Source organism: Roseibium sediminicola (assembly GCF_023156505.1).
GTDB lineage: Bacteria > Pseudomonadota > Alphaproteobacteria > Rhizobiales > Stappiaceae > Roseibium > Roseibium sediminicola.
Window position 1 is genome coordinate 73,857 of the sequence record NZ_JALNMJ010000006.1, and the last position, 18,187, is coordinate 92,043.

The 18,187-nt window shown below is 60.9% G+C and carries 16 protein-coding genes; 8 read left to right on the top strand and 8 right to left on the bottom strand.

Annotation, left to right across the window (positions count from 1 at the left end; genetic code table 11):
• Window position 1: 1 nt before the first annotated feature.
• Together M0H32_RS10620 and M0H32_RS10625 are read right to left on the bottom strand one after the other, a co-directional pair.
• The gene (locus tag M0H32_RS10620) at window positions 2-616 is read right to left on the bottom strand and encodes a sugar transferase (RefSeq protein ID WP_248153682.1); all 615 of its coding nucleotides are present in this window, start codon (window positions 614-616) and stop codon (window positions 2-4) included.
• Window positions 617-730: 114 nt separating this feature from the next.
• The gene (locus tag M0H32_RS10625) at window positions 731-2,215 is read right to left on the bottom strand and encodes a coiled-coil domain-containing protein (RefSeq protein ID WP_248153685.1); all 1,485 of its coding nucleotides are present in this window, start codon (window positions 2,213-2,215) and stop codon (window positions 731-733) included.
• Between the two features lie 507 nt (window positions 2,216-2,722).
• On the opposite strand from M0H32_RS10625, the gene M0H32_RS10630 reads away from it, so the two are divergent.
• Together M0H32_RS10630 and M0H32_RS10635 are read left to right on the top strand one after the other, a co-directional pair.
• Window positions 2,723-3,205 (top strand): hypothetical protein, encoded by a 483-nt coding sequence (locus tag M0H32_RS10630; protein WP_248153687.1) that lies wholly within the window; start codon window positions 2,723-2,725, stop codon window positions 3,203-3,205.
• Between the two features lie 90 nt (window positions 3,206-3,295).
• A complete protein-coding gene (locus M0H32_RS10635) occupies window positions 3,296-3,655 on the top strand; it encodes a hypothetical protein (RefSeq protein ID WP_248153689.1) in 360 nt (119 codons plus the stop codon).
• A gap of 329 nt (window positions 3,656-3,984) precedes the next feature.
• Here M0H32_RS10635 and M0H32_RS10640 read toward each other — a convergent pair whose 3' ends face one another.
• Entirely contained in the window at window positions 3,985-5,187 is a 1,203-nt protein-coding gene (locus M0H32_RS10640; protein WP_248153690.1) for a DUF1176 domain-containing protein, read from the bottom strand.
• Window positions 5,188-5,426: 239 nt separating this feature from the next.
• Between M0H32_RS10640 and M0H32_RS10645 the strand changes: the two genes are divergently transcribed.
• The 3 genes from M0H32_RS10645 to M0H32_RS10655 all read left to right on the top strand — a co-directional run bounded on the left by M0H32_RS10645 (window position 5,427) and on the right by M0H32_RS10655 (window position 9,051).
• Window positions 5,427-6,569, top strand: a complete 1,143-nt coding sequence (locus M0H32_RS10645) for a caspase family protein (RefSeq protein WP_248153693.1) — start codon at window positions 5,427-5,429, stop codon at window positions 6,567-6,569.
• A 121-nt stretch (window positions 6,570-6,690) separates the two neighbouring features.
• On the top strand, window positions 6,691-8,601 hold the full coding sequence (locus M0H32_RS10650; RefSeq protein ID WP_248153695.1) for an OmpA family protein: 1,911 nt from the start codon (window positions 6,691-6,693) through the stop codon (window positions 8,599-8,601).
• Window positions 8,602-8,700: 99 nt separating this feature from the next.
• Window positions 8,701-9,051 (top strand): hypothetical protein, encoded by a 351-nt coding sequence (locus M0H32_RS10655; protein ID WP_248153697.1) that lies wholly within the window; start codon window positions 8,701-8,703, stop codon window positions 9,049-9,051.
• Window positions 9,052-9,273: 222 nt separating this feature from the next.
• Here M0H32_RS10655 and M0H32_RS10660 read toward each other — a convergent pair whose 3' ends face one another.
• The 3 genes from M0H32_RS10660 to uvrB all read right to left on the bottom strand — a co-directional run bounded on the left by M0H32_RS10660 (window position 9,274) and on the right by uvrB (window position 13,788).
• Window positions 9,274-9,561 carry a GIY-YIG nuclease family protein gene (locus M0H32_RS10660; protein ID WP_248154047.1) on the bottom strand — a complete coding sequence of 96 codons (288 nt, stop codon included), beginning with the start codon at window positions 9,559-9,561 and terminating at the stop codon, window positions 9,274-9,276.
• Between the two features lie 715 nt (window positions 9,562-10,276).
• Window positions 10,277-10,651, bottom strand: a complete 375-nt coding sequence (locus M0H32_RS10665) for a hypothetical protein (protein ID WP_248153699.1) — start codon at window positions 10,649-10,651, stop codon at window positions 10,277-10,279.
• 179 nt (window positions 10,652-10,830) lie between these two features.
• Window positions 10,831-13,788: an excinuclease ABC subunit UvrB gene (uvrB, locus tag M0H32_RS10670; RefSeq protein ID WP_248153701.1), complete on the bottom strand. Its 2,958-nt coding sequence runs from the start codon at window positions 13,786-13,788 to the stop codon at window positions 10,831-10,833.
• Between the two features lie 297 nt (window positions 13,789-14,085).
• Here uvrB and M0H32_RS10675 point away from each other — a divergent pair, with 297 nt between their 5' ends.
• Both M0H32_RS10675 and M0H32_RS10680 read left to right on the top strand, forming a co-directional pair.
• Window positions 14,086-15,006, top strand: a complete 921-nt coding sequence (locus M0H32_RS10675) for a hypothetical protein (RefSeq protein WP_248153703.1) — start codon at window positions 14,086-14,088, stop codon at window positions 15,004-15,006.
• Window positions 15,007-15,039: 33 nt separating this feature from the next.
• A complete protein-coding gene (locus tag M0H32_RS10680) occupies window positions 15,040-16,641 on the top strand; it encodes a DUF2272 domain-containing protein (RefSeq protein WP_248153705.1) in 1,602 nt (533 codons plus the stop codon).
• 170 nt (window positions 16,642-16,811) lie between these two features.
• On the opposite strand, the gene M0H32_RS10685 is transcribed toward M0H32_RS10680, so the two are convergent.
• Window positions 16,812-17,084, bottom strand: coding sequence for a DUF1344 domain-containing protein (locus M0H32_RS10685; RefSeq protein ID WP_248153707.1), 273 nt, complete (start codon window positions 17,082-17,084; stop codon window positions 16,812-16,814).
• A gap of 76 nt (window positions 17,085-17,160) precedes the next feature.
• Window positions 17,161-17,424 (bottom strand): hypothetical protein, encoded by a 264-nt coding sequence (locus M0H32_RS10690; protein ID WP_248153709.1) that lies wholly within the window; start codon window positions 17,422-17,424, stop codon window positions 17,161-17,163.
• A 412-nt stretch (window positions 17,425-17,836) separates the two neighbouring features.
• Between M0H32_RS10690 and M0H32_RS10695 the strand changes: the two genes are divergently transcribed.
• Window positions 17,837-18,187: a hypothetical protein gene (locus M0H32_RS10695; protein WP_248153711.1), complete on the top strand. Its 351-nt coding sequence runs from the start codon at window positions 17,837-17,839 to the stop codon at window positions 18,185-18,187.

Consider the following 18,187-nt stretch of genomic DNA (forward strand, 5'->3'; position numbering starts at 1 on the left):
CTTATTCGCGGTGTTTTTCCGAGCCCAGCCGCTTAAGCAAAAGAGACGCGGTTCCCAGGATCAGGTGCAGATTGGCGCGCGCCGTTTCCTGGCGAAAATAGGCTGTGTCGAGCGCCAGACGGGTCGGCAGGATATCCCGTGCATAGGCTGTTTCCGGATCGGCCGCATTTTCCAGCAGTCGCACATTCTTCATGGCCCAGAGCGTGCCCGGACTGAAAAGCCCGGGCATGTATTCCAGCGACCTGCGCATCTCGTCATCATAAGAGCGCGCGACGATGCCGGGATCTTCAGGCCGGGGGCCGAAAAACGTCATGTCGCCGGATAAGATGTTGAAGAGCTGCGGCAGTTCATCGAGCTTGGCATTGCGCAGAAAACGACCGAGACCGGTTACACGGTCGTCGCCTACCGCCGCGATCGGGCTGTCTCCCGGCTGTTTCGTTCGCATTGTGCGGAACTTCACCATGCGAAACGACTGACCGTTCCGGCCGACCCGCCGGGCGAGGTAAAACGGCGGTTGCCGGTCGGCAATCCAGACCAGCAAGGCCAGCCCCGCGAGGAGCGGCGCCAGCAGAACCAGCAGGGTGGCGGCGGAGACCTGTGTCGCAAAAGGCATCATGGAACGGCTGAAGACAAGGGATCGAACGGCGGGATGAAAAACAACGGCCCCGGTAAGGTCTGCCGGGGCCGTTTCGAATTTTCAAATGGGGCCGGATCGGCCCCGGCCTCGGGGTCAGTCGCGCAGCTTGACGATCTTGTCGTCGCCGCCGCCCGGTGCATCATCGCCCGGGCCGTTGTCATCGTCGGAGCCGTCGGCGTCGATGTCCATCGGCTCGAATTCCGTCGGCAGCGGCTCGGTGATACCGAGTTCTGCCGCCAGATCGTTGCCTTCGGTCAGGCCGAGCTCTTCCGCAGGGCCCCGGCCTTCCATGGCCATCTGATAATTGGCGATGACGGATTTGAGCTGGACGATCTGCTCGTTGGCGGTGTCGACCTGGATCTTGTAGCGCTGCAGGCGCTTGTTTTCCTCGATGAGGTCTTCCAGGTTGTCTGCGAATTTCTGGTTCTGATTGCGCTGGTGGTTGAGGTCGGTCAGGGCCGAATTGTAGCGCAGGTTCACCTCGCGCAGCTTGGCGGTGGTCGCCATCAGCTCGTTGCGGTCCTTCTCGTGGTTCTTCTGGGCGCTGTCGAGCAGGTGTTCGATTTCCTGCATGCGCTTCAGAAGATCGCGGCTGCGCTCTTTCAGCGCGGAATTCTCGCGCGCCATTTCCTGCAGCGACTGGGCGCCGATGCGGCGCTGCGACGACAGGTTCTCGATTTCGGAATTGAGCGCATAGACCTCGTTGTCGTGCTTGCGCTGTTCTTCCTCCAGGCGGGTCTTGGCATAGACCAGTTCCTGGTTGGCTACGTCCAGATGGGACTTCAGGTCGATATTGTCGTTGCGGAACTCGCCGAGCTCGCGCTTGGCCGATTCCAGTTCGCTGGTGACCTGGTTGTTCTTGCGGACCTCGTCCTCGAGCAGCTTGGCGCTTTCGGAAAGGTTCTGCTGCAGTTCCTTTTCCCGGTGCCGGACGGCTTCCAGGTCCGAGCTCAGGCCCTCGGCGTGATTTTCCAGGGTCTCGAACTTGGCCTTTAGGTCGTTGAGCTTGCCGCTGAGATCGGCAACTTGCGAATTGGCCTCGACCAGCTTCGCGCTCTGGAGGCGGTATTCCTCGTTGACCTTCTTGTTGTTGTCGCGGATCGAGACAATGTCGTTGCGCGCGGTTTCCAGCGCGGTGCGGGTCTCGGTTGCGCGCTTGCGCAGGGAATGGACTTCCGCCTGGGCGTCTTCCAGCTGGGTGGTCAGCGTCTTCACCTTGTGCTCGGCATCGAGCAGGTCGGTGGAGATCTTGGCGTTTTCCGATTTCAAGCGAACTTCGGTTTCGACGCTGGAACGCGAAGCTTCCAGGAATTCCGACATCATGCGGATCGAGGTCTGGCTTTCCGCGGCAAAGGCCTGCATCTGCTCGAAGGTCTGATTGAGCCCGCCGACCCGGGATTTCAATCCGTCCAGCAGGTTCATCTTTTCCTGCATCTTCAGGGCGAAAGGCGACAGGTGCTCGACATTGGTCTTTTCGGGCGCCACAACGGCGTCCTGCACTTCGTTTGCCTCTGTCCCGGTCTCGACCCGCTGCTCCTGGCCGTCACCCGGGCGCGAGGATTTCGAGAAAATGCCCATTCCTGTCTCCTGACTTCCGCGCCGGCGCCGCCCGGCGAGAGATACGCAATACGTTTACGCTTTTTTAACCCATAAGGGCAGCCGGGTTCAACGACTCAGCGTACATGGCCGCCACAATACATTGGGAAGTGTTACCCCCAAAAGACAGATATCCCCGGCATTTTAGCGGAATTGCGCCTATGGTTAACGGCGTTCACCCACTTAAGCGTGTCGGAAAAAAATCGCATTCTTTGCTTGTGTCGTCCTGTCGGGGAGGTGGTGCCGCATTCACAGTTAAACTACGACGTGAAAATTCTCGGATCTTTTAAGAAATTCATAAGTAGTGTTACTGCAAGTCATTGATCTTTTTCTAGTTCGACGGCATCCTTTTTAAGTTGCTGGTTCCGTGTCAGGAGACCCGCCATGAATGAGCTTTCTCAACGACTTGAATCCTGCCGGCGAAAATTCGGTCATTGCCCGAGATGCATGCGCGTCGCATTCTGGGTAGCTTTCGCATGCCTTGGCGGAATGGCGCTTGCCATAGCGGCCGGTGCGGCCCAGGTGGCGGTGCTCCTCGGCCTGGCGGGCCTGGCGCTCGCGTTCCTCAGCCTGGCGCATATCATGAGTTACGCCCTGCGCAGGACACGGATGGTTGCGCGCGCTGCCACCGGACGCATCGTTCCGGTCGGGGATCACGCCGTTCTGCCGATCCCTGCAAGGGCTTCCGTCGCAGGGCTCTCACGGCGCCGGATGATGACGCTGATCTGCCATTATGCCGGGCTGGCGGCCATGGCTTCGATCGGTCTGCCGACACGTGCCCGGGCCGATTGCGGCGATTGCGCCGCCACCTATGGCTCCGGCTATCTCGACTGCATTACCTATTACTGCAACGACATCGGCCAGACCTGCTGCCCGCCAGGCTATCCTTATCTGAACCATTGCGATTGCACCTGTTACGACGGCACAGGCTTCGACTGCGGCAGCTATTCCAACTGCAATTACTGCGGTTAATAGCGGTGTCCGGTTGACGGCGCCGCTTGCGCGCGCCTGAAATGGGGACCGGCGCCTATGCGCTTTCCCTAGATCCCGCCGGAGGACTTCATGCGACTCCTTTTTGCACCGACCCTGCTTTGTCTCGCCCTGGGCTGCGCGCCCGCATCCGCCTATCAGCAGTTCCTGACCTACCGGATCGCCGGCAAGGACATTCTGTCGGTTACCCTGGCGCCGCATGTCGATGAGGATCCAGCGGCCATGACGCTGAAGCTGCGCCCGGGGGCAAACCAGGCGGACGAGATCCTGATCGAGTCCGACGGCGGCCTCGATGATTGCAGGACGGAACTGGAGTACATCATCGGCTCCAAGGACGGTTATGCGGAGATCGTCATCGACGTGAACGCCCAGACCATGAACGGTGTCCTGGTCCTGCAATGCGCGACATTTCAGGGGCTGTTCGGGGAGTGAGGGGGCGGCGGTAATGCCGGATCAAGGGACTGCCGCGCTGGCAATCTCTTCAGCGGTCATCCCCGACGTGCGCAGTGCCGGGATGACCGCGGTAAGGAGGTCAGGCGTGCCCTCCTCACGGCAGTCATCCCCGATAAGCGGAGCGCAGATCGGGGACCCATTGGTTCCTGAGACTTGGAGAACGCGCAGGGCGCGCGGATCGGTACTGCACCATACAGATTACCTGCCGGAATGCGACGTGGAATGAGTCCCGGCTCAGGGCCGGGATGACCATGGAGGGGAAGCGGGCTCTTTGCCCTGAGCAGTCAACCCGCAAAACCGCAAATCCCTCAATCGCCCATTTCGTCGATGGTCCAGTTGAGCGGCCAGCCTTCGGGCGGGCCTGTGACGCCGTCGCAGCTGCTCTTTTCCAGATATTCGACTAGAATGTAATTGCCGCTCTCCGCCTCGACCTCGTGGCGTTCGAAAGTGCCGCAATCGTAATTCGGCGAATAATAGGTGGTGCCGGTGACCTGGCCGCTGGAAGGGTCATAGAAGAGATTGTTGACCAGCGCATGATTGGGCTGGTTGAAGCCCGGTGGGGTCTCGAATTCCTTCCACTCGTCCAGCGACGGATTGAAGGGAATATGGGTCGCCATGTAGTAGGGCACATTGGCGTCGGCCATCTGGCAGGGCACGATCCAGGTCTCCACGTCGCCTTCGGCAAAATAGGTCGCGCCGAAGGCCGGGACGGTCTCTTCCAGCTGACAATCCAGGGTGCGATAGCCCATCATCTGGATCTCGTCCGGGATTTCGTTCACCGCATAAACCTGCCCCTGCGGGCCGCGATCGAGGCCGCTGTTGTTGGTCTCCTGCGACGGCATGATCGGTGGCGGCAGATCGTCCACCGGGGCGGCCGCCGCTGAGTCTGAAGCCGTATCCGGTGCGGGGGCGGGCGGTGCCGCCGCCGGAGCCGAGGCGACGGAAGGCGCCGCGATGCCGGTGCTTTCCCCGGCGGGCAGGCCGCCCCAGGCAACAATGGCATCGGTGCGGCCGATGCGGCCCTGCTCGCTGTCGATCTTCAGAAGTGCGTGAGTGAGACCTTTCAGCGAGATTTCATAGGTCAGCGTGCCGGTGCTGCCGCCGAATTCGATCTGGATCGCAGCCTCTTCGCCCATGCGCAGCTTTTCCATGAGGTCCCGGTCGGCATCGCCGCCGAAGGTCATCTCGTTGCCCTTGTAGACCTTCGAGACCTTGCCGAAATAGCCGTAATTGTCCTCTTCCAGGCTTTCGATCTCGATGCGTGCCGGCAAACCTTCCGACAGCGTCGTGGTCGGGTCGAAGGTGACATAGACATCGCCGTCCGCCTTGGCGCTGCGCTCGATCTTCAGGCGGAAGTCTTCGCCGTTGGAGGCGTCGCCCTCGGTCTCCGCGATGCAGTAATTCTTGGCATTGCAGGAGACCGACCAGTCACCGAAACCGGTCCTGGCCAGTTCGGCCGCGGCTGGGGTGACCGTCAGTCCTCCCATCAGAACAGATAAAACAAATCGCATAAGCACCCTCTTCCCCGGACGGTGCCGTTGGCGGCGCCGTCAGATCTCAACCCGGACCGTATCGCCGGTCCTCTTTTCCAGATTAGTCAACCGTTACAATGGCGTGGGCTTCGGGGAAGTCAATGAATACCTTGGAGGCAGGAAAGCGTTTCTGACCTAGCGTCATTTTGTGCGGGGGGCGGGTTTTCCGTGTAGACTACCGGTTCGTGGACTGAAGCGAAACCAAAAGCGTGGTGCTCATGAAACCTGTTCTTGTTCGTCTCTTGCTGCCGCTGCTCGCCGTCCTTCTGGCCGCGAGTGCCGCCCAGGCCGCCAGCACCGCGCTGATCATCGGCAACTCGGCCTATCAGGACGTGACCCCGCTCGACAATCCGGCGAGCGACGCGGCGCTGGCCTCGCGCACGTTTGCGGCGCTCGGCTTCGACACCGAGGTCGTTCTGGATGCCGACGCGGCGGCGATGCGCGCCGCCCTGGCGGCGTTCAAGGCAAGGGCTGCCGGGGCCGAGGTTGCCGCAATCTTCTATGCGGGCCACGGGGTGCAGGCCAACAACGTCAACTACCTGCTGCCCACAGACACCGGTGCGGCCACAAAGGAACAGTTCGAACAGACGGCAATCCGGATGGAGGAATTTCTGGACGCGCTCTCGGCCACCAAAGGGGTCAAGCTGCTCATCGTCGATGCATGCCGCGACAATCCCTTTGCCGCCGCCCGCGCCCTTGCCAGGGGTTTCAAGAGCGATGCCAAGGGCCTGGCCCGGGTCAATCACCAGCTCCAGGATCTGATGGTGGTCTATTCGGCCCAGCCCAATCACCAGGCGCTTGACGGGGAGGGCGACAACAGCCCCTTCATGGAGGCCTTTTCGGCCGTAATGACCGCCAAGGAAAACGTCCGCCTCACCGAGGCGCTGATCGACATCACCAACTTTGTGCGCACCAAGACGGCCGACAAGCAGCTGCCCTATACCGAAGGCACGCTGTCGGTGCATGTCCAGCTGACACGGCAGGAACCGTTGCAGACGGCAGCTGAACCGTCGGCCTGTCCGGCGGATGGCGAGGTCCTGTCCTTGCAGGATCTCGAAGACTACATGGAGTTCGACGACGGACCACCGGGCCTGGTGGTGAGCGATGCCGGCAAAAACCTCCTGGAACTTTGCCTGAAGGACGGCGCGATCCTGGTGCATGGCAGTTATGACGAGCGTTTCTCGCCCGCCGATCTGCGCAACAAGGAAAACGAGGGGGCCGGCTATTATTTCAAGACCGCCGACGGCGGCGATGCCCATCTGTGGTTCTATGCCGACGACGACGCCGAGGCCCCGGCCCAGCTCGGCATTTACGTGAACGGGGACGAGGTCACCTGGATCACCACCGGCTGGGTCTTCTGATTTTCTGATCGTGCGCGCGCGAAGAGCGCAGAAGTTTTTCCGAGCCCTGGAACAAATGCGGGTGGCGGTTGTTTACCAGATGGCAGCGTCCTCTCCGGTGCGCTCCGGAGAGGAAATTCAAATGACGCCGAAATTGCTCAAGAATTCGACCGCGCTGGCACTGGTCAGCCTTCTCTGCCTGCCCGTTCCGCACACCGCATCTCTGGCCCAGCAAGCCGACGTGGATTGCGCCACAAATCCCGGCCGGGAAGGCTGCCCGCCAGGCGCTGCGGCTGAAGGAGCGGTGGAGCAGAGCGAACCGGTGACGGACGCGGCCGGGCAAGGGCAGCCTCCGGCGGAAACGCCGGAGGCTGATCTCCCCTCCGAGGCGGCTCCTGTAGAAGAGGCGGCGCCCGAGCCGCAACCGGCTGCCGAAGAACCACCGCAGGCAGAAGCAGCGGCCCCTGCTACCGAGCCGCCCGCCGCGGAAATCCCGGAGCCAGCGGAAACGCCGGCGCCCGCCGAGAGCGTGCTTGAACCGGAGCCTGCACCTGAGGTGGAAGATGCGGCGCCTCCCGCAACCAACGACACCGCACCTGCCGAAGCCCCGGCTGCCGAGGAGATAGTGCCGGAGGCCCAGGAAGAAACCGCGGCCCCCGAAGCCCGTGAACCGGAAACACAGGAGCCCGCAACTCTGGGAACGGAAGCTTCTGCCCCTGAAGCCCCGGCGGAAAAGCCCGAGGCGCCGGCCGTGGAAACGACGCCTGAAGAAAAACCGGCGGCCACGCTGGAAGCACCTGCGGAAGCCCCCGCCGAGAAACCCGGGTCCTCGACCGAAGAGACGGTTCCCGACGAGAAGCCGGCTGCGGAAGAAACCCAGTCCGGCCAGGCGGACGGCGAGCAGCCGGCCGGAGAACCGGAGACACCCGCTGAGGCCGCTCAGTCCGAAGAGCAGCCGGCGGCTGCGGCAGAGCCGGAAGAGCCGACCGAGGCGAATGCCGAAGTGACCGGGGAGCCGGGTGAGCCGATCGAGGTGCAGCAAAGCGCAGAAGCAGAAGAACCGGCTGCCGTGGTCGACGATGATGCCAGCGAGGCGCAGCGCGCCGAAATCCGGCAGCGGGAGGAACGCCGCCGCGACGAGGCCCGGGACCGCCGTCTGGAGCTTCTCGGAGCCGCCGCGGTCGGCGTCGGCATCGGCATGCTGATCCCGGCGCTTGGCGGCAAGGTGGTCGAGGACCAGGGCGACCGCATCATCGTGGAACGGGACGGCGAGTATTACGTACGCAAGGATGAAAACAGCCTGCTGCGCTACGGTGACGCGGAATTCAAGGCGGAGCGCCTGCGCGGCGGCCGCACCCGCGAGACGGTGACCCGGCGCAATGGTGTCCGCATCGTCACCATCCGCGACGAGGGCGGTTACGTTCTCTACCGGTCGCGCATCCTGCCGGATGGCCGGGAATTCGTCCTGATCGACAACCGCGGCCATGACCGCCTCCGCCGCAACTGGGACCGCGAACTGCCGCCGCTGGACATCGGCATTCCGCGCGAGCGTTACATCGTTCCGGCCGGCCGGGCAGACTATGACCTGATCTACCAGACGTTTGCCGCACCGCCGGTGGAGCCTGTCGAACAGGCCTATTCCCTGCGCGAGGTGCGTGAAAGCGAGCGGCTGCGCGACAAGATGCGCCGGGTCGACCTGGACACGATCACCTTCGACACGGGCAGCGCCGTGGTGCGCCGCAGCCAGGTTCCGCTTCTGGAGGACATTGCCCGCGCGTCCGTCGCGCTTATCGAGCAGGACCCGACCACCGTTCTTCTGGTGGAGGGCCACACGGACGCGGTCGGCTCGGACATTTCCAACCTGGCGCTGTCCGACCGCCGCGCGGAGACCGTCGCCCGCATTCTGGCGGAAGTCTACGACGTGCCGCCGGAGAACATGGTCGTCCAGGGTTATGGCGAGGATTACCTGAAGATCGACACGCAGGCCGCGGAAGAACGCAACCGCCGCGTGACGCTCCGCAACATCACGCCGCTTCTAAGCGCGCGCAAATAGGCAACGGACAGCGCGGTGCCGCACAAGGCGGCACCGCGCCTCGATCTGGTTGCGGTGCGGGCCGACCGTGTTGTGGCCGGCTGAAACTGGCTTCAGTGGATGGATGCGCTCCTGTCACATCTGACATTGACATTCTTCACCGGCCTCGCTCATGTGAGCGCGCCGGACCGGCCGGGCAGCCAGAGCGCCGGGACGGCAGAAAACAGCGAATTCGACAAGCGCTCCCAAGGGCAGGGGCCGCGTTCGGACCACAAACAGAATTTTTCGGAGGCCATCATGCGACTGACACCCCCATCCCTCATCGTGTTCCTGATTTCCCTGGCGCTGTTCGTCGTCGCCGTCCTGCCGATGCTGGGCGTCGCCATCCCGAGCATCGGCATCTCCACGATCCACCTCCTGATCGGCTCCTGGGCCGTACTGGCGGCCGGGGTGCTGTTCAAGGGGATCTGAGGCAGGAAATGCGGAGCTCGCTGCGCTCGCGCTGATGCGCTGGTTTCCGGATCGGCGCGCAACTTCGCTGCACTTGTCCGGAAGGACGGAGTGGGTGGGAAGAAACGCTACTCCTCCAACGTCCTTCCGGATGGTCTGCAGCGGATGCTGCATGGCCATATCGGGAGCTTGTGCCCGGCTTAAACGGGCATCCAGCGCTTGAGAGTGAGCGCAGCGAACGCCTTATCCAAATCCCGTTGCCGTCAAATCACACCAATCGGGATTGCCGCCTTCGATCAACTCGATCTTCCAGGCCCGCTTCCATTTCTTCAGTTGTTTCTCCCGGGCAATCGCGTCACTGACGAGATCAAACGCCTCCGCATAGACAAGCCGTCTGACGCCATAGGTGCTGGAAAAGCCGTCAACCAACCCCTTCTGATGCTCGAACAATCGCCGAGGCAGGTCGCTTGTCACACCGACATAAAGTGTGCCGTTCCGTTTCGAGGCAAGGATGTAGACATGGGCGGGCATTCTGCAATCATTTCGCGAATAGCTAGATTGTGCAATCTGAATTGCATTTTCTGCCCTTGCAGCAACTCCACCCCCTCCACCGTCATTCCGGACGGTCTGCAGCGTCAGCTGCATGGCCAGATCCGGAACCCAGACATCTTTCGCGCCAAAGACGCGTCCTTCTTCAATTTGAAGAGATTGATTGGATTTGGAGTTCGCTGCGCTCACACTGACGCGCTGGGTTCCGGATCGGCGCGCAGCGTAGCTGCACTTGTCCGGAATGACGGGAGGAGAGACAGAACACCACCCTCTCCTCCGTCATTCCGGACGGTCTGCAGCGCAGCTGCATGGCCAGATCCGGAACCCAGACATCTTTGGCGCCAAAGACGCGTCCTTCTTCAATGTGAAGAGATTGATTGGATTTGGAGTTCGCCGCGCTCACGCTGACGCGCTGGGTTCCGGATCGGCGCGCAGCGTAGCTGCACTTGTCCGGAATGACGGGAGGAGAGACAGAACACCACCCTCTCCTCCGTCATTCCGGACGGTCTGCAGCGTCAGCTGCATGGCCAGATCCGGAACCCAGACATCTTTCGCGCCGCAGGCGCGTCCTTTTTCAATGTGAAGAAGCTGATTGGTTTTGGAGTTCGCTGCGCTCACACTGACGCGCTGGGTTCCGGATCGGAATGGAGCGGGCTGCACTTGTCCGGAATGACGGTGGAGAGCGAGGGACTCCCGCTCACCCGTTCAGCCAGATCACCCCGGCAATGATCAGAACGAAAACCACGGCAATCGCCACCAGCGTCTGGGTGTCCGGGCCGGGGCTTTTGCCGGGCGGCGGGCGGAAGAATTTCTCGTCCGGGTCCTCGTTCGGATCGGGTGCCGGTTCCGGCCGGGCCTTCGGCTTGACCAGCTTCAGCACCAAAAACAGGAACAGGATCGCCGTGACGATCGCCATGAGCGGCCCGACGGTCACGGCGACCCCCATGGCGATGCCGCCATTCATGTCCCGTCCCTCGATCGCGACGAAGATCGGATAGGCGGTGAAAAACGCGCCGACATAACCGACAACGGCCCCGACAATGGCACCCAGAATGGCCAGGATGGCGCGCATTTGTTGGTCTCCCCCAGTAACTGCGAGAGAAGGTTAGCCTGCGAAGGGGAGGCTGCAAAGCGGGTTGGTGCGACGATGCGGTCGAGCCGGTTTCATTGAAGGCATAGGCTGCGCCAACCCTCTGACGTCACCCCGGACTTGATCCGGGGCCTACTCGTTGCCAGAGCCTAAGCCGGTTCCTACCGCCCCGGTCGCCCACTCTTCTTCGGCCGGCCGCGCCGCCGTTTCTCCTCCGCCGGATCCTCGTAAGACCCCGCCCCGATCTTGCCCCGCACCACCGGTTTCGGATCGTCGGAACCCAGCGGGACTTCCGTCCGGCCCACCGTCATCTCGTCCAGTGAATTCTTGCGCACCCTGGCGCTGGGGGCGGGCAGGGCGTTCTTGTCCCTGGCGGCTTTCGCCTTGTCGCGGGCGGTGAGTTTTTTCTTGCCGCTTGCCCCTTCCTTGGTGCCGCCGGCGCCGAATTTGCGGTCGCCCCTGTAGCCGCCGGACTTGCCGTCGATGTCGGACTGGCGCGCCATGGCGTCGTCGGCCACCGCCAGTTCGGTTTCCTGGAGGCGCTTGATCTCGTCGCGCAGGCGCGCGGCGGTCTCGAAGTCGAGATCGGCGGCGGCGTCGCGCATCTGTTTTTCCAGGTCCTCGATATGGGCGGCCAGATTGTGGCCGACCAGCGAGCCCTGCTCGGCGAAACCGGCATCGACCGTGACATGGTCCTGCTCGTAGACGCTGTCGAGAATGTCGGCGATGTTGCGCTTGACGCTTTCCGGGGTAATGCCGTGTTCGGCATTGTAAGCCAGCTGCTTCTCGCGGCGGCGGTTGGTCTCCGCGATCGCCCGCTCCATGGAGCCGGTCATGTTGTCGGCGTAGAGAATGACCTTGCCGTCGACGTTACGGGCGGCGCGGCCGATGGTCTGGATCAGCGAGGTTTCGGAGCGCAGGAAACCTTCCTTGTCGGCGTCCAGAATGGCGACCAGGGCGCATTCGGGAATGTCGAGGCCCTCGCGCAGCAGGTTGATGCCGACCAGGACGTCGAAGGCGCCGAGGCGCAGGTCGCGCAGGATCTCGATGCGCTCCAGCGTGTCGATGTCGGAATGCATGTAACGCACGCGCACGCCGTTCTCGTGCAGGTATTCGGTCAGGTCCTCGGCCATGCGCTTGGTCAGGGTGGTGACCAGCGTGCGGTAGCCCTTGGCCGCGACCTCGCGCACCTCGCCCAGGAGATCGTCGACCTGGCTGGTGGCCGGGCGGATGTCGACCGGCGGGTCGATCAGGCCGGTGGGCCGGATCACCTGCTCTGCGAAGACGCCGCCGGACTGGTCCAGCTCCCAGGAGCCGGGGGTGGCCGAGACCGCGACCGATTGCGGCCGCATGGCGTTCCATTCCTCGAAACGCAGCGGCCGGTTGTCCATGCAGGAGGGCAGGCGGAAGCCGTATTCGGCCAGCGTCGCCTTGCGGCGGAAGTCGCCCCGGTACATGGCGCCGATCTGCGGAATGGTGACATGGCTCTCGTCGGCGAAGACGATGGCGTTGTCGGGCAGGTATTCGAACAGGGTGGGGGGCGGTTCGCCCGGCTTGCGGCCGGTGAGGTAGCGCGAATAGTTCTCGATGCCCTGGCAGGAGCCGGTCGCCTCCAGCATTTCCAGGTCGAACATGGTGCGCTGTTCCAGGCGCTGCGCCTCCAGCAGGCGGCCGTGTGTGTTGAGCTCCTCCAGCCTGTGCTTGAGCTCTTCCTTGATCGACTTGACGGCCTGGTTCAGTGTCGGCTTGGGCGTGACATAGTGCGAGTTGGCGTAGATCTTGACGCTTTTGAGCTCGCCCGACTTCTGTCCTGTCAGCGGATCGAACTCGGTGATCGACTCGATCTCGTCGCCGAACATGGAAATGCGCCAGGCCGTGTCCTCATAGTGGGCCGGGAACAATTCGATCGTGTCGCCGCGCACCCGGAAGGTGCCGCGCTGGAAGGCGGCGTCGTTGCGCTTGTATTGCAGGGCCACCAGGTCGGCGATCAGCTGGCGCTGGTCCATGCGCTCGCCGACCTCGATGGCGAAGGTCATCGCGGTATAGGTTTCGACCGAGCCGATACCGTAGATGCAGGACACGGACGCAACGATGATGACGTCGTCGCGCTCCAGCAGCGAGCGGGTGGCCGAGTGGCGCATCCGGTCGATCTGCTCGTTGATCGAGCTTTCCTTTTCGATATAGGTGTCCGTGCGCGGCACATAGGCTTCCGGCTGGTAGTAGTCGTAATAGGAGACGAAATACTCGACCGCGTTGTCCGGGAAGAAGGCCTTGAACTCGCCGTAGAGCTGGGCGGCAAGCGTCTTGTTGGGCGCCAGGATCAGGGCCGGGCGCTGGGTGCGTGAAATCACCTGCGCCATGGTGTAGGTCTTGCCCGAGCCGGTCACCCCGAGCAGCACCTGGGTCTGCTCGCCGCTGTTCATGCCCTCGACGAGGTCGGCGATGGCGGTCGGCTGGTCGCCCTTGGGTTCGTACTCGGATTTGAGCACGATCGGCACGCCGCCTTCGGATTTTTCCGGCCGTTCCGGCCGGTGCGGCACCCACAATTCGCCGTTCTTGTGCAGCGGGTTGCCGCTTTCGATCAGCGCCGACAGGGCTTCCACGGTGGCCGTGGCGCCCTGGTTGCCGGTCAGTTCTCCGAATTTAGATTCCTTGGCCTTCTTCTTGTTGGCCTTCTTGTGGGCCTTGAGCTCCGCCTCGAGCTTTTCCGCCTCTTCAAGCGTCATGTCGAGGCCGGCGACCGGGTTGAGCCCGCCGGACGCGCGTTCCCGGGCACTGTCGGCCTTGCCGATGGAGGTGCCGCGCGCCGACTTCGTCGGCTTGCTTTTCTTTGCGCTCACGGTCGCACCGGCCTTGCGGCCTGACCTCCGTGTGGGCGCGCCATCAGGCGCGGCGCCCGCTTGGGCTTGCGGGCCTTCGGCCCGGTCCTCTGTGTCCTTGCCAGCGGCCTTTGCCGCCTTCTTCGGCGCAGGCTTGTCGGCTTCCTCGGAGATTTCGGCGGCCCAGTCGCTGATCGAACCGCTCAAGGGCGCGCCGGAAAGCGGTTTCTGCGGGGCTTCGCCGAAGCCGTCCGGGGAAGACGTGTCATCGGAGGAGGATTTGGTGGGGCGCTTGCTCATGGCCGCAATATGGTCCGGTTGCGCGCGCGAGGAAAGGGGGTGGTTGCGGCTTTGTTCCGCTTAAAGGCACTTCCTGTCACTCTGCTGACAGAACGGTGTCAGGAGGGGGCTCGTTCACTTGAGACGGCCTGACTTTCCTAGAGCTGCAACCCTAATTCAATCATTAGCTGTATTTTCTCATTCTTCTCTTTTTGTTGATATTGTTGTTGCCTTCGATTTAGGATGAATAATTAATTTTCTGCAAACATTGCGCGAGTGGCCGAGTTGGCAGAGTGAATTTAGTGGGGCACATTAAAAATGGGATGTATTCAAGCGCAAGATGCGTTTGTGACATGGGCAAATGCAATAATACGAAACCTTCGTTCGGCGATCGCTATTGTCAGTTGTTTGGCGATTGGACTTGCGTCTTGCACCACATACAATGGTGTGGCCGAATTTGAACTCTATCGGCGGGCTTTTGATCAGTCTTACCAAACCGGAAATGCAATTCTGGATATTCTGGCGGGCCAAGAACGAAAAATTTTCCTCAATGCCCATCCGCCACAGACTTCCACCTTCAACCCGGACAATGCATCCTATTATGTCGATACTGTCGATCCTCCTGGGACCGCAGCCTTTCGGAGAGCACTCGAAAGCGTCAAGACATATAACGACATTCTTGCCGGACTGGCATCTGGCGAAGTTGTGGAGGCTTTGTCAGGAAAACTGCTCGGGCTCAACGAAACGCTGAATTCAGCTGCTGCGGAAACGAAAGCGCTGCTGAACAGCTCGCAACGTGCGAACATTGTTCAGGCAACTGGTTCGATAGGTCAACTGGACGCACGCATAAGGGCTGCCTCCGAGGTTGCCAAATTGGCACTCAAATACAAGTCGCGCGAAGACTTCAGGCGCTTCGTCAGAGAGTATAATCCGACCGTTATTGAGATCCTGAAGTCTCTTCGTGACGGTACGAGGATCATCTTTCCTTCTTTGACCCGTAGCGCACTGAATTCCATCGCCGGCGTCAACCATCAAAAAGTCTCTGCCTACCGGAAGCTTCTTGCCGATTGGGTGATCAGCTTGGATGCAACGATGGCGGCGTTGAAGCGGGTCTCTGTTGCCATTGAGGCCAATGCGTCTCTCGACAGTACGATATCCGCTTTCAGTAAATCAGCAATCGAACTTCAGATTGCGTCGGAGGCAGCTCGAAAGCATTTGGCGGAGGTCGCTGCAAATTAGTTTGTTTGATCATTTTTATGGAGGAGCGGTGTTATGTCATCGGAATTGGCAAAGATTGACCAGGCTCTTGATGAGTTGAGGGCGGCATATGCTGCCGCAGCAGGCAATGCGAGCGTGCAAGCGGAGGTGAAATCCCGGTTCGACAAGGTCTTCCAACAAAGAGACCGTTATCTGATTGCGGAGCTTAACCGCCGAGCGGCCGTACTCAACGCATTGACCTCCCAGCTGGAAGAAGCGGTCATGCTCATCCAAACACATATCGCAAATTTCCCGATTGGGGGACTATTGAGCGTCCTGAAAGACCTGGGAGGTGGTACTGCTGAGGGGCAGCATTCAGGTGCGGGACAGCCGGTTGGCAGTGCCTCCAATGGACAAGCGATCAGCAGCGCCGGCAGTCAATCCGGTGCTGGCGGGAATTCCGGTACGGGGGCTCCATCAGTCAGCGCAGGTAGTACAGGGGGTCTTATAAGCGTTTCTGTCTCGCCGACTGATTTCGATGCGCTCTGCCGGGTCGCGCAAAGTGAGGTCGGCGGATTTATCAAGTATGGCAACTCGGAACTCAAGGGCGGTCTGGCCGCGGTGGTCGATACGATCATCAACCGGGTAGCGCACAAACAATACCCCAATTCAATACAAGGAGTTGTCGATCAGCCTTGGCAGTTTTCCGCGATCAACAGCACGGGCAGCTGGACAGGGTTACCTGTGGCTAACGCAACCGTCACTGAAATCGTTGCAGAACATCTAAAGTATCGAGTGAATGGCGGTGCTTGCACCGTAAAAGGCGCGACCCATTTTCTAAATCCTTATACTTCCAGCTCAACAGCGCTCGCGCAGTGGGGAAATCATGTCAAGGAAAACCCTGTCGCGGTCTGGGGGAATGATGCCGAGAAATTCGTGCACTACCACGGATTTGCACCGGGAACACCACGCACGCGTGATTATCTGCTTTCCTATGAGGGAAGTTCGTCCGGCTTTACGGCAGCGGGCGCGTCGATTGGGCAAGCGCAGGCAGTCGGGTCGCTGGCGGAAAAAATTGCGACAATCTGCAACGAGGAATTGGCCTATTTTGGAGACGGGAGCAAGAAGGAAGGAGACAACCCGCAATACCTGCGGGTTGGGGAATACTGGGCTTCAATTGGCCTTCCCTACGACGGTAGAACTCAAATCGTCAATCATGCCACCGGCAAATCACATAACCCGCCCTGGTCTTCTGCTTTTATCAGCCATGTTCTGAAAAAGGCCGGTGCTGGCGACGGGTTCAAATACAGTCAGGCTCATTGCCACTACGTCCAAGACTTCATTAACGGGCGCCCCAATGGCGTTTACGAAGCCATGCATCCCGATCACTATGCTCCCAAAATCGGCGATATTCTTCACTACGGCAGAGGGGATGCAAAACAGCATGACTACAATGCTGCCAGAGGAGACTATCTGGGGGATAGCTTCTATTCGTCACATTCGGACATTGTGGTCGACGTCGATCTCGCGAGCGGCAAAATCACGACGGTCGGTGGCAATGTAAGCAATTCGGTGAAAACCAAAACAATCAATATTGGTACCGATGGGAAACTGAAGCCCCGTAGAGAAAACGGCTCCGACTATCCTTGGATTGCTGTTCTCAAGCTGGTGAAATAGGCGCGGAGGGTGCATTAGCCCGATCGTTTGCCGCAGATGGATTTCTCAAACAAAAAAATCGGCCCGCAAGGTTGGGTGATGTGCGCGCCGATGGAAAGTTGGACAGTGCCTCCGGAGCCGGGGGAGGTTCCGGAAGGCGGATCGGGTGGGCCGGGTGTGGACCCGGGAATCTAGTCGATGTGTTCCAGGGCGGTAGCGACGAGGGCGCCGGTTTCGCTGGCGGTGAAGATGACCAGGACTTCCATCCCGATCATAAGCTCTTCCGGTGCGATCTCGTCGACAAGCTGGAACTCGGTGCCGTCCTCCAGCGCGAAACGGCTGTTGAACGGGTCGATGGACAGGATTGTGCCGGCGACTTCATCGGCGTGAGCATGCGTGGCGCCGACCGGAGGCAGATTGGTCAGCAGGCAGGCCGTCATCAGCGCGATGAGCCATTTGGTCATCTGGTGTTTTCTCCAATGGGGAAGCGGCGAACCGGTAGCCGGTGGGGGGCAGGCCGTCCAGTCGCCGTTTCACCGGTTACGGCTGGATTTCGACAGAAAGAACGGAAGCGACGCCGTCTTCGGTGCCTTCATAGGTGATGGTAACGGTTTCTCCGTGAGACAGGTCTTCCGGGATGAAGATGTCTTCGGAAATACCCTGGAACTGAGACATGTCGCCGAGCACGAGGGTGCGGCTGTCCGGATCCCAGCTGTCTACGGTGGAGGTCACGCTGTCGGCGGCTGCCGGCAGCAGGCCGATTGCGAGGAAGGCAGCACCAAGAACAAAGCCGCGAAGGGCCATGGCAAGTATCCTTTCAAGGACGATAGATGTTGGAGTGCAGAGGTGTCGCGGCCATGACCCGAAACGTCATGACGGCTTGGGTTCTCTATCCATCTGGTGTCTTTTGGAGCCTTGGAGGCGGATCGCCAAAAGCATTGCCTGGTGAGTGGCTTACGCGGAGCGCGCTTGACCCTGCTGACGTGGAATTAGCGCCCGGATTGCGGCGGAAATTTGTCCACTGTGACATTACTTGAAAATATTTGTTAGAGTACTTGAGATAGCCCAGATTCAATGGTCCCGCGCAAGGGCATGTAAAGCATTGCTACGCGTGTTGCGTGATTCTCCCAATGTTTTGACGAGCCGTGAAATGGTATAATGAGAGCCATCCGAGAAGGGGAGAAGTAAAAGACATCTTGCGCGGAGGAGGCGAAAGATGAGCATGAGACATTTCCTGAAGGCAGCGATGCTTGTGAGTGCCATGAGCTGTGCATTGCCGGCGGCCGCGGACCCGGCCGACCGGAACAACCAGACGGATCTGACGGCGGCCCGGATTGTTCTGGCCAGCCTGCACCGGGATCTCACAGTACCGGTTCTGCCGAACCTGTCGCCATGGGTTTCCAGCCGGGAATTCGTTGAGGAGCCGAAAGCGGAGCCGGCCCCGCTGCTGCAATTCGCCGGACGCTGCGGTTCGTCGGACTATTATTGCGACTCGCCCGGCTACACCTATTGCTGCGGCAACTCGACGGACGGGTTCTATTGCGCGGCGGATGTGAACGGGTGTTAG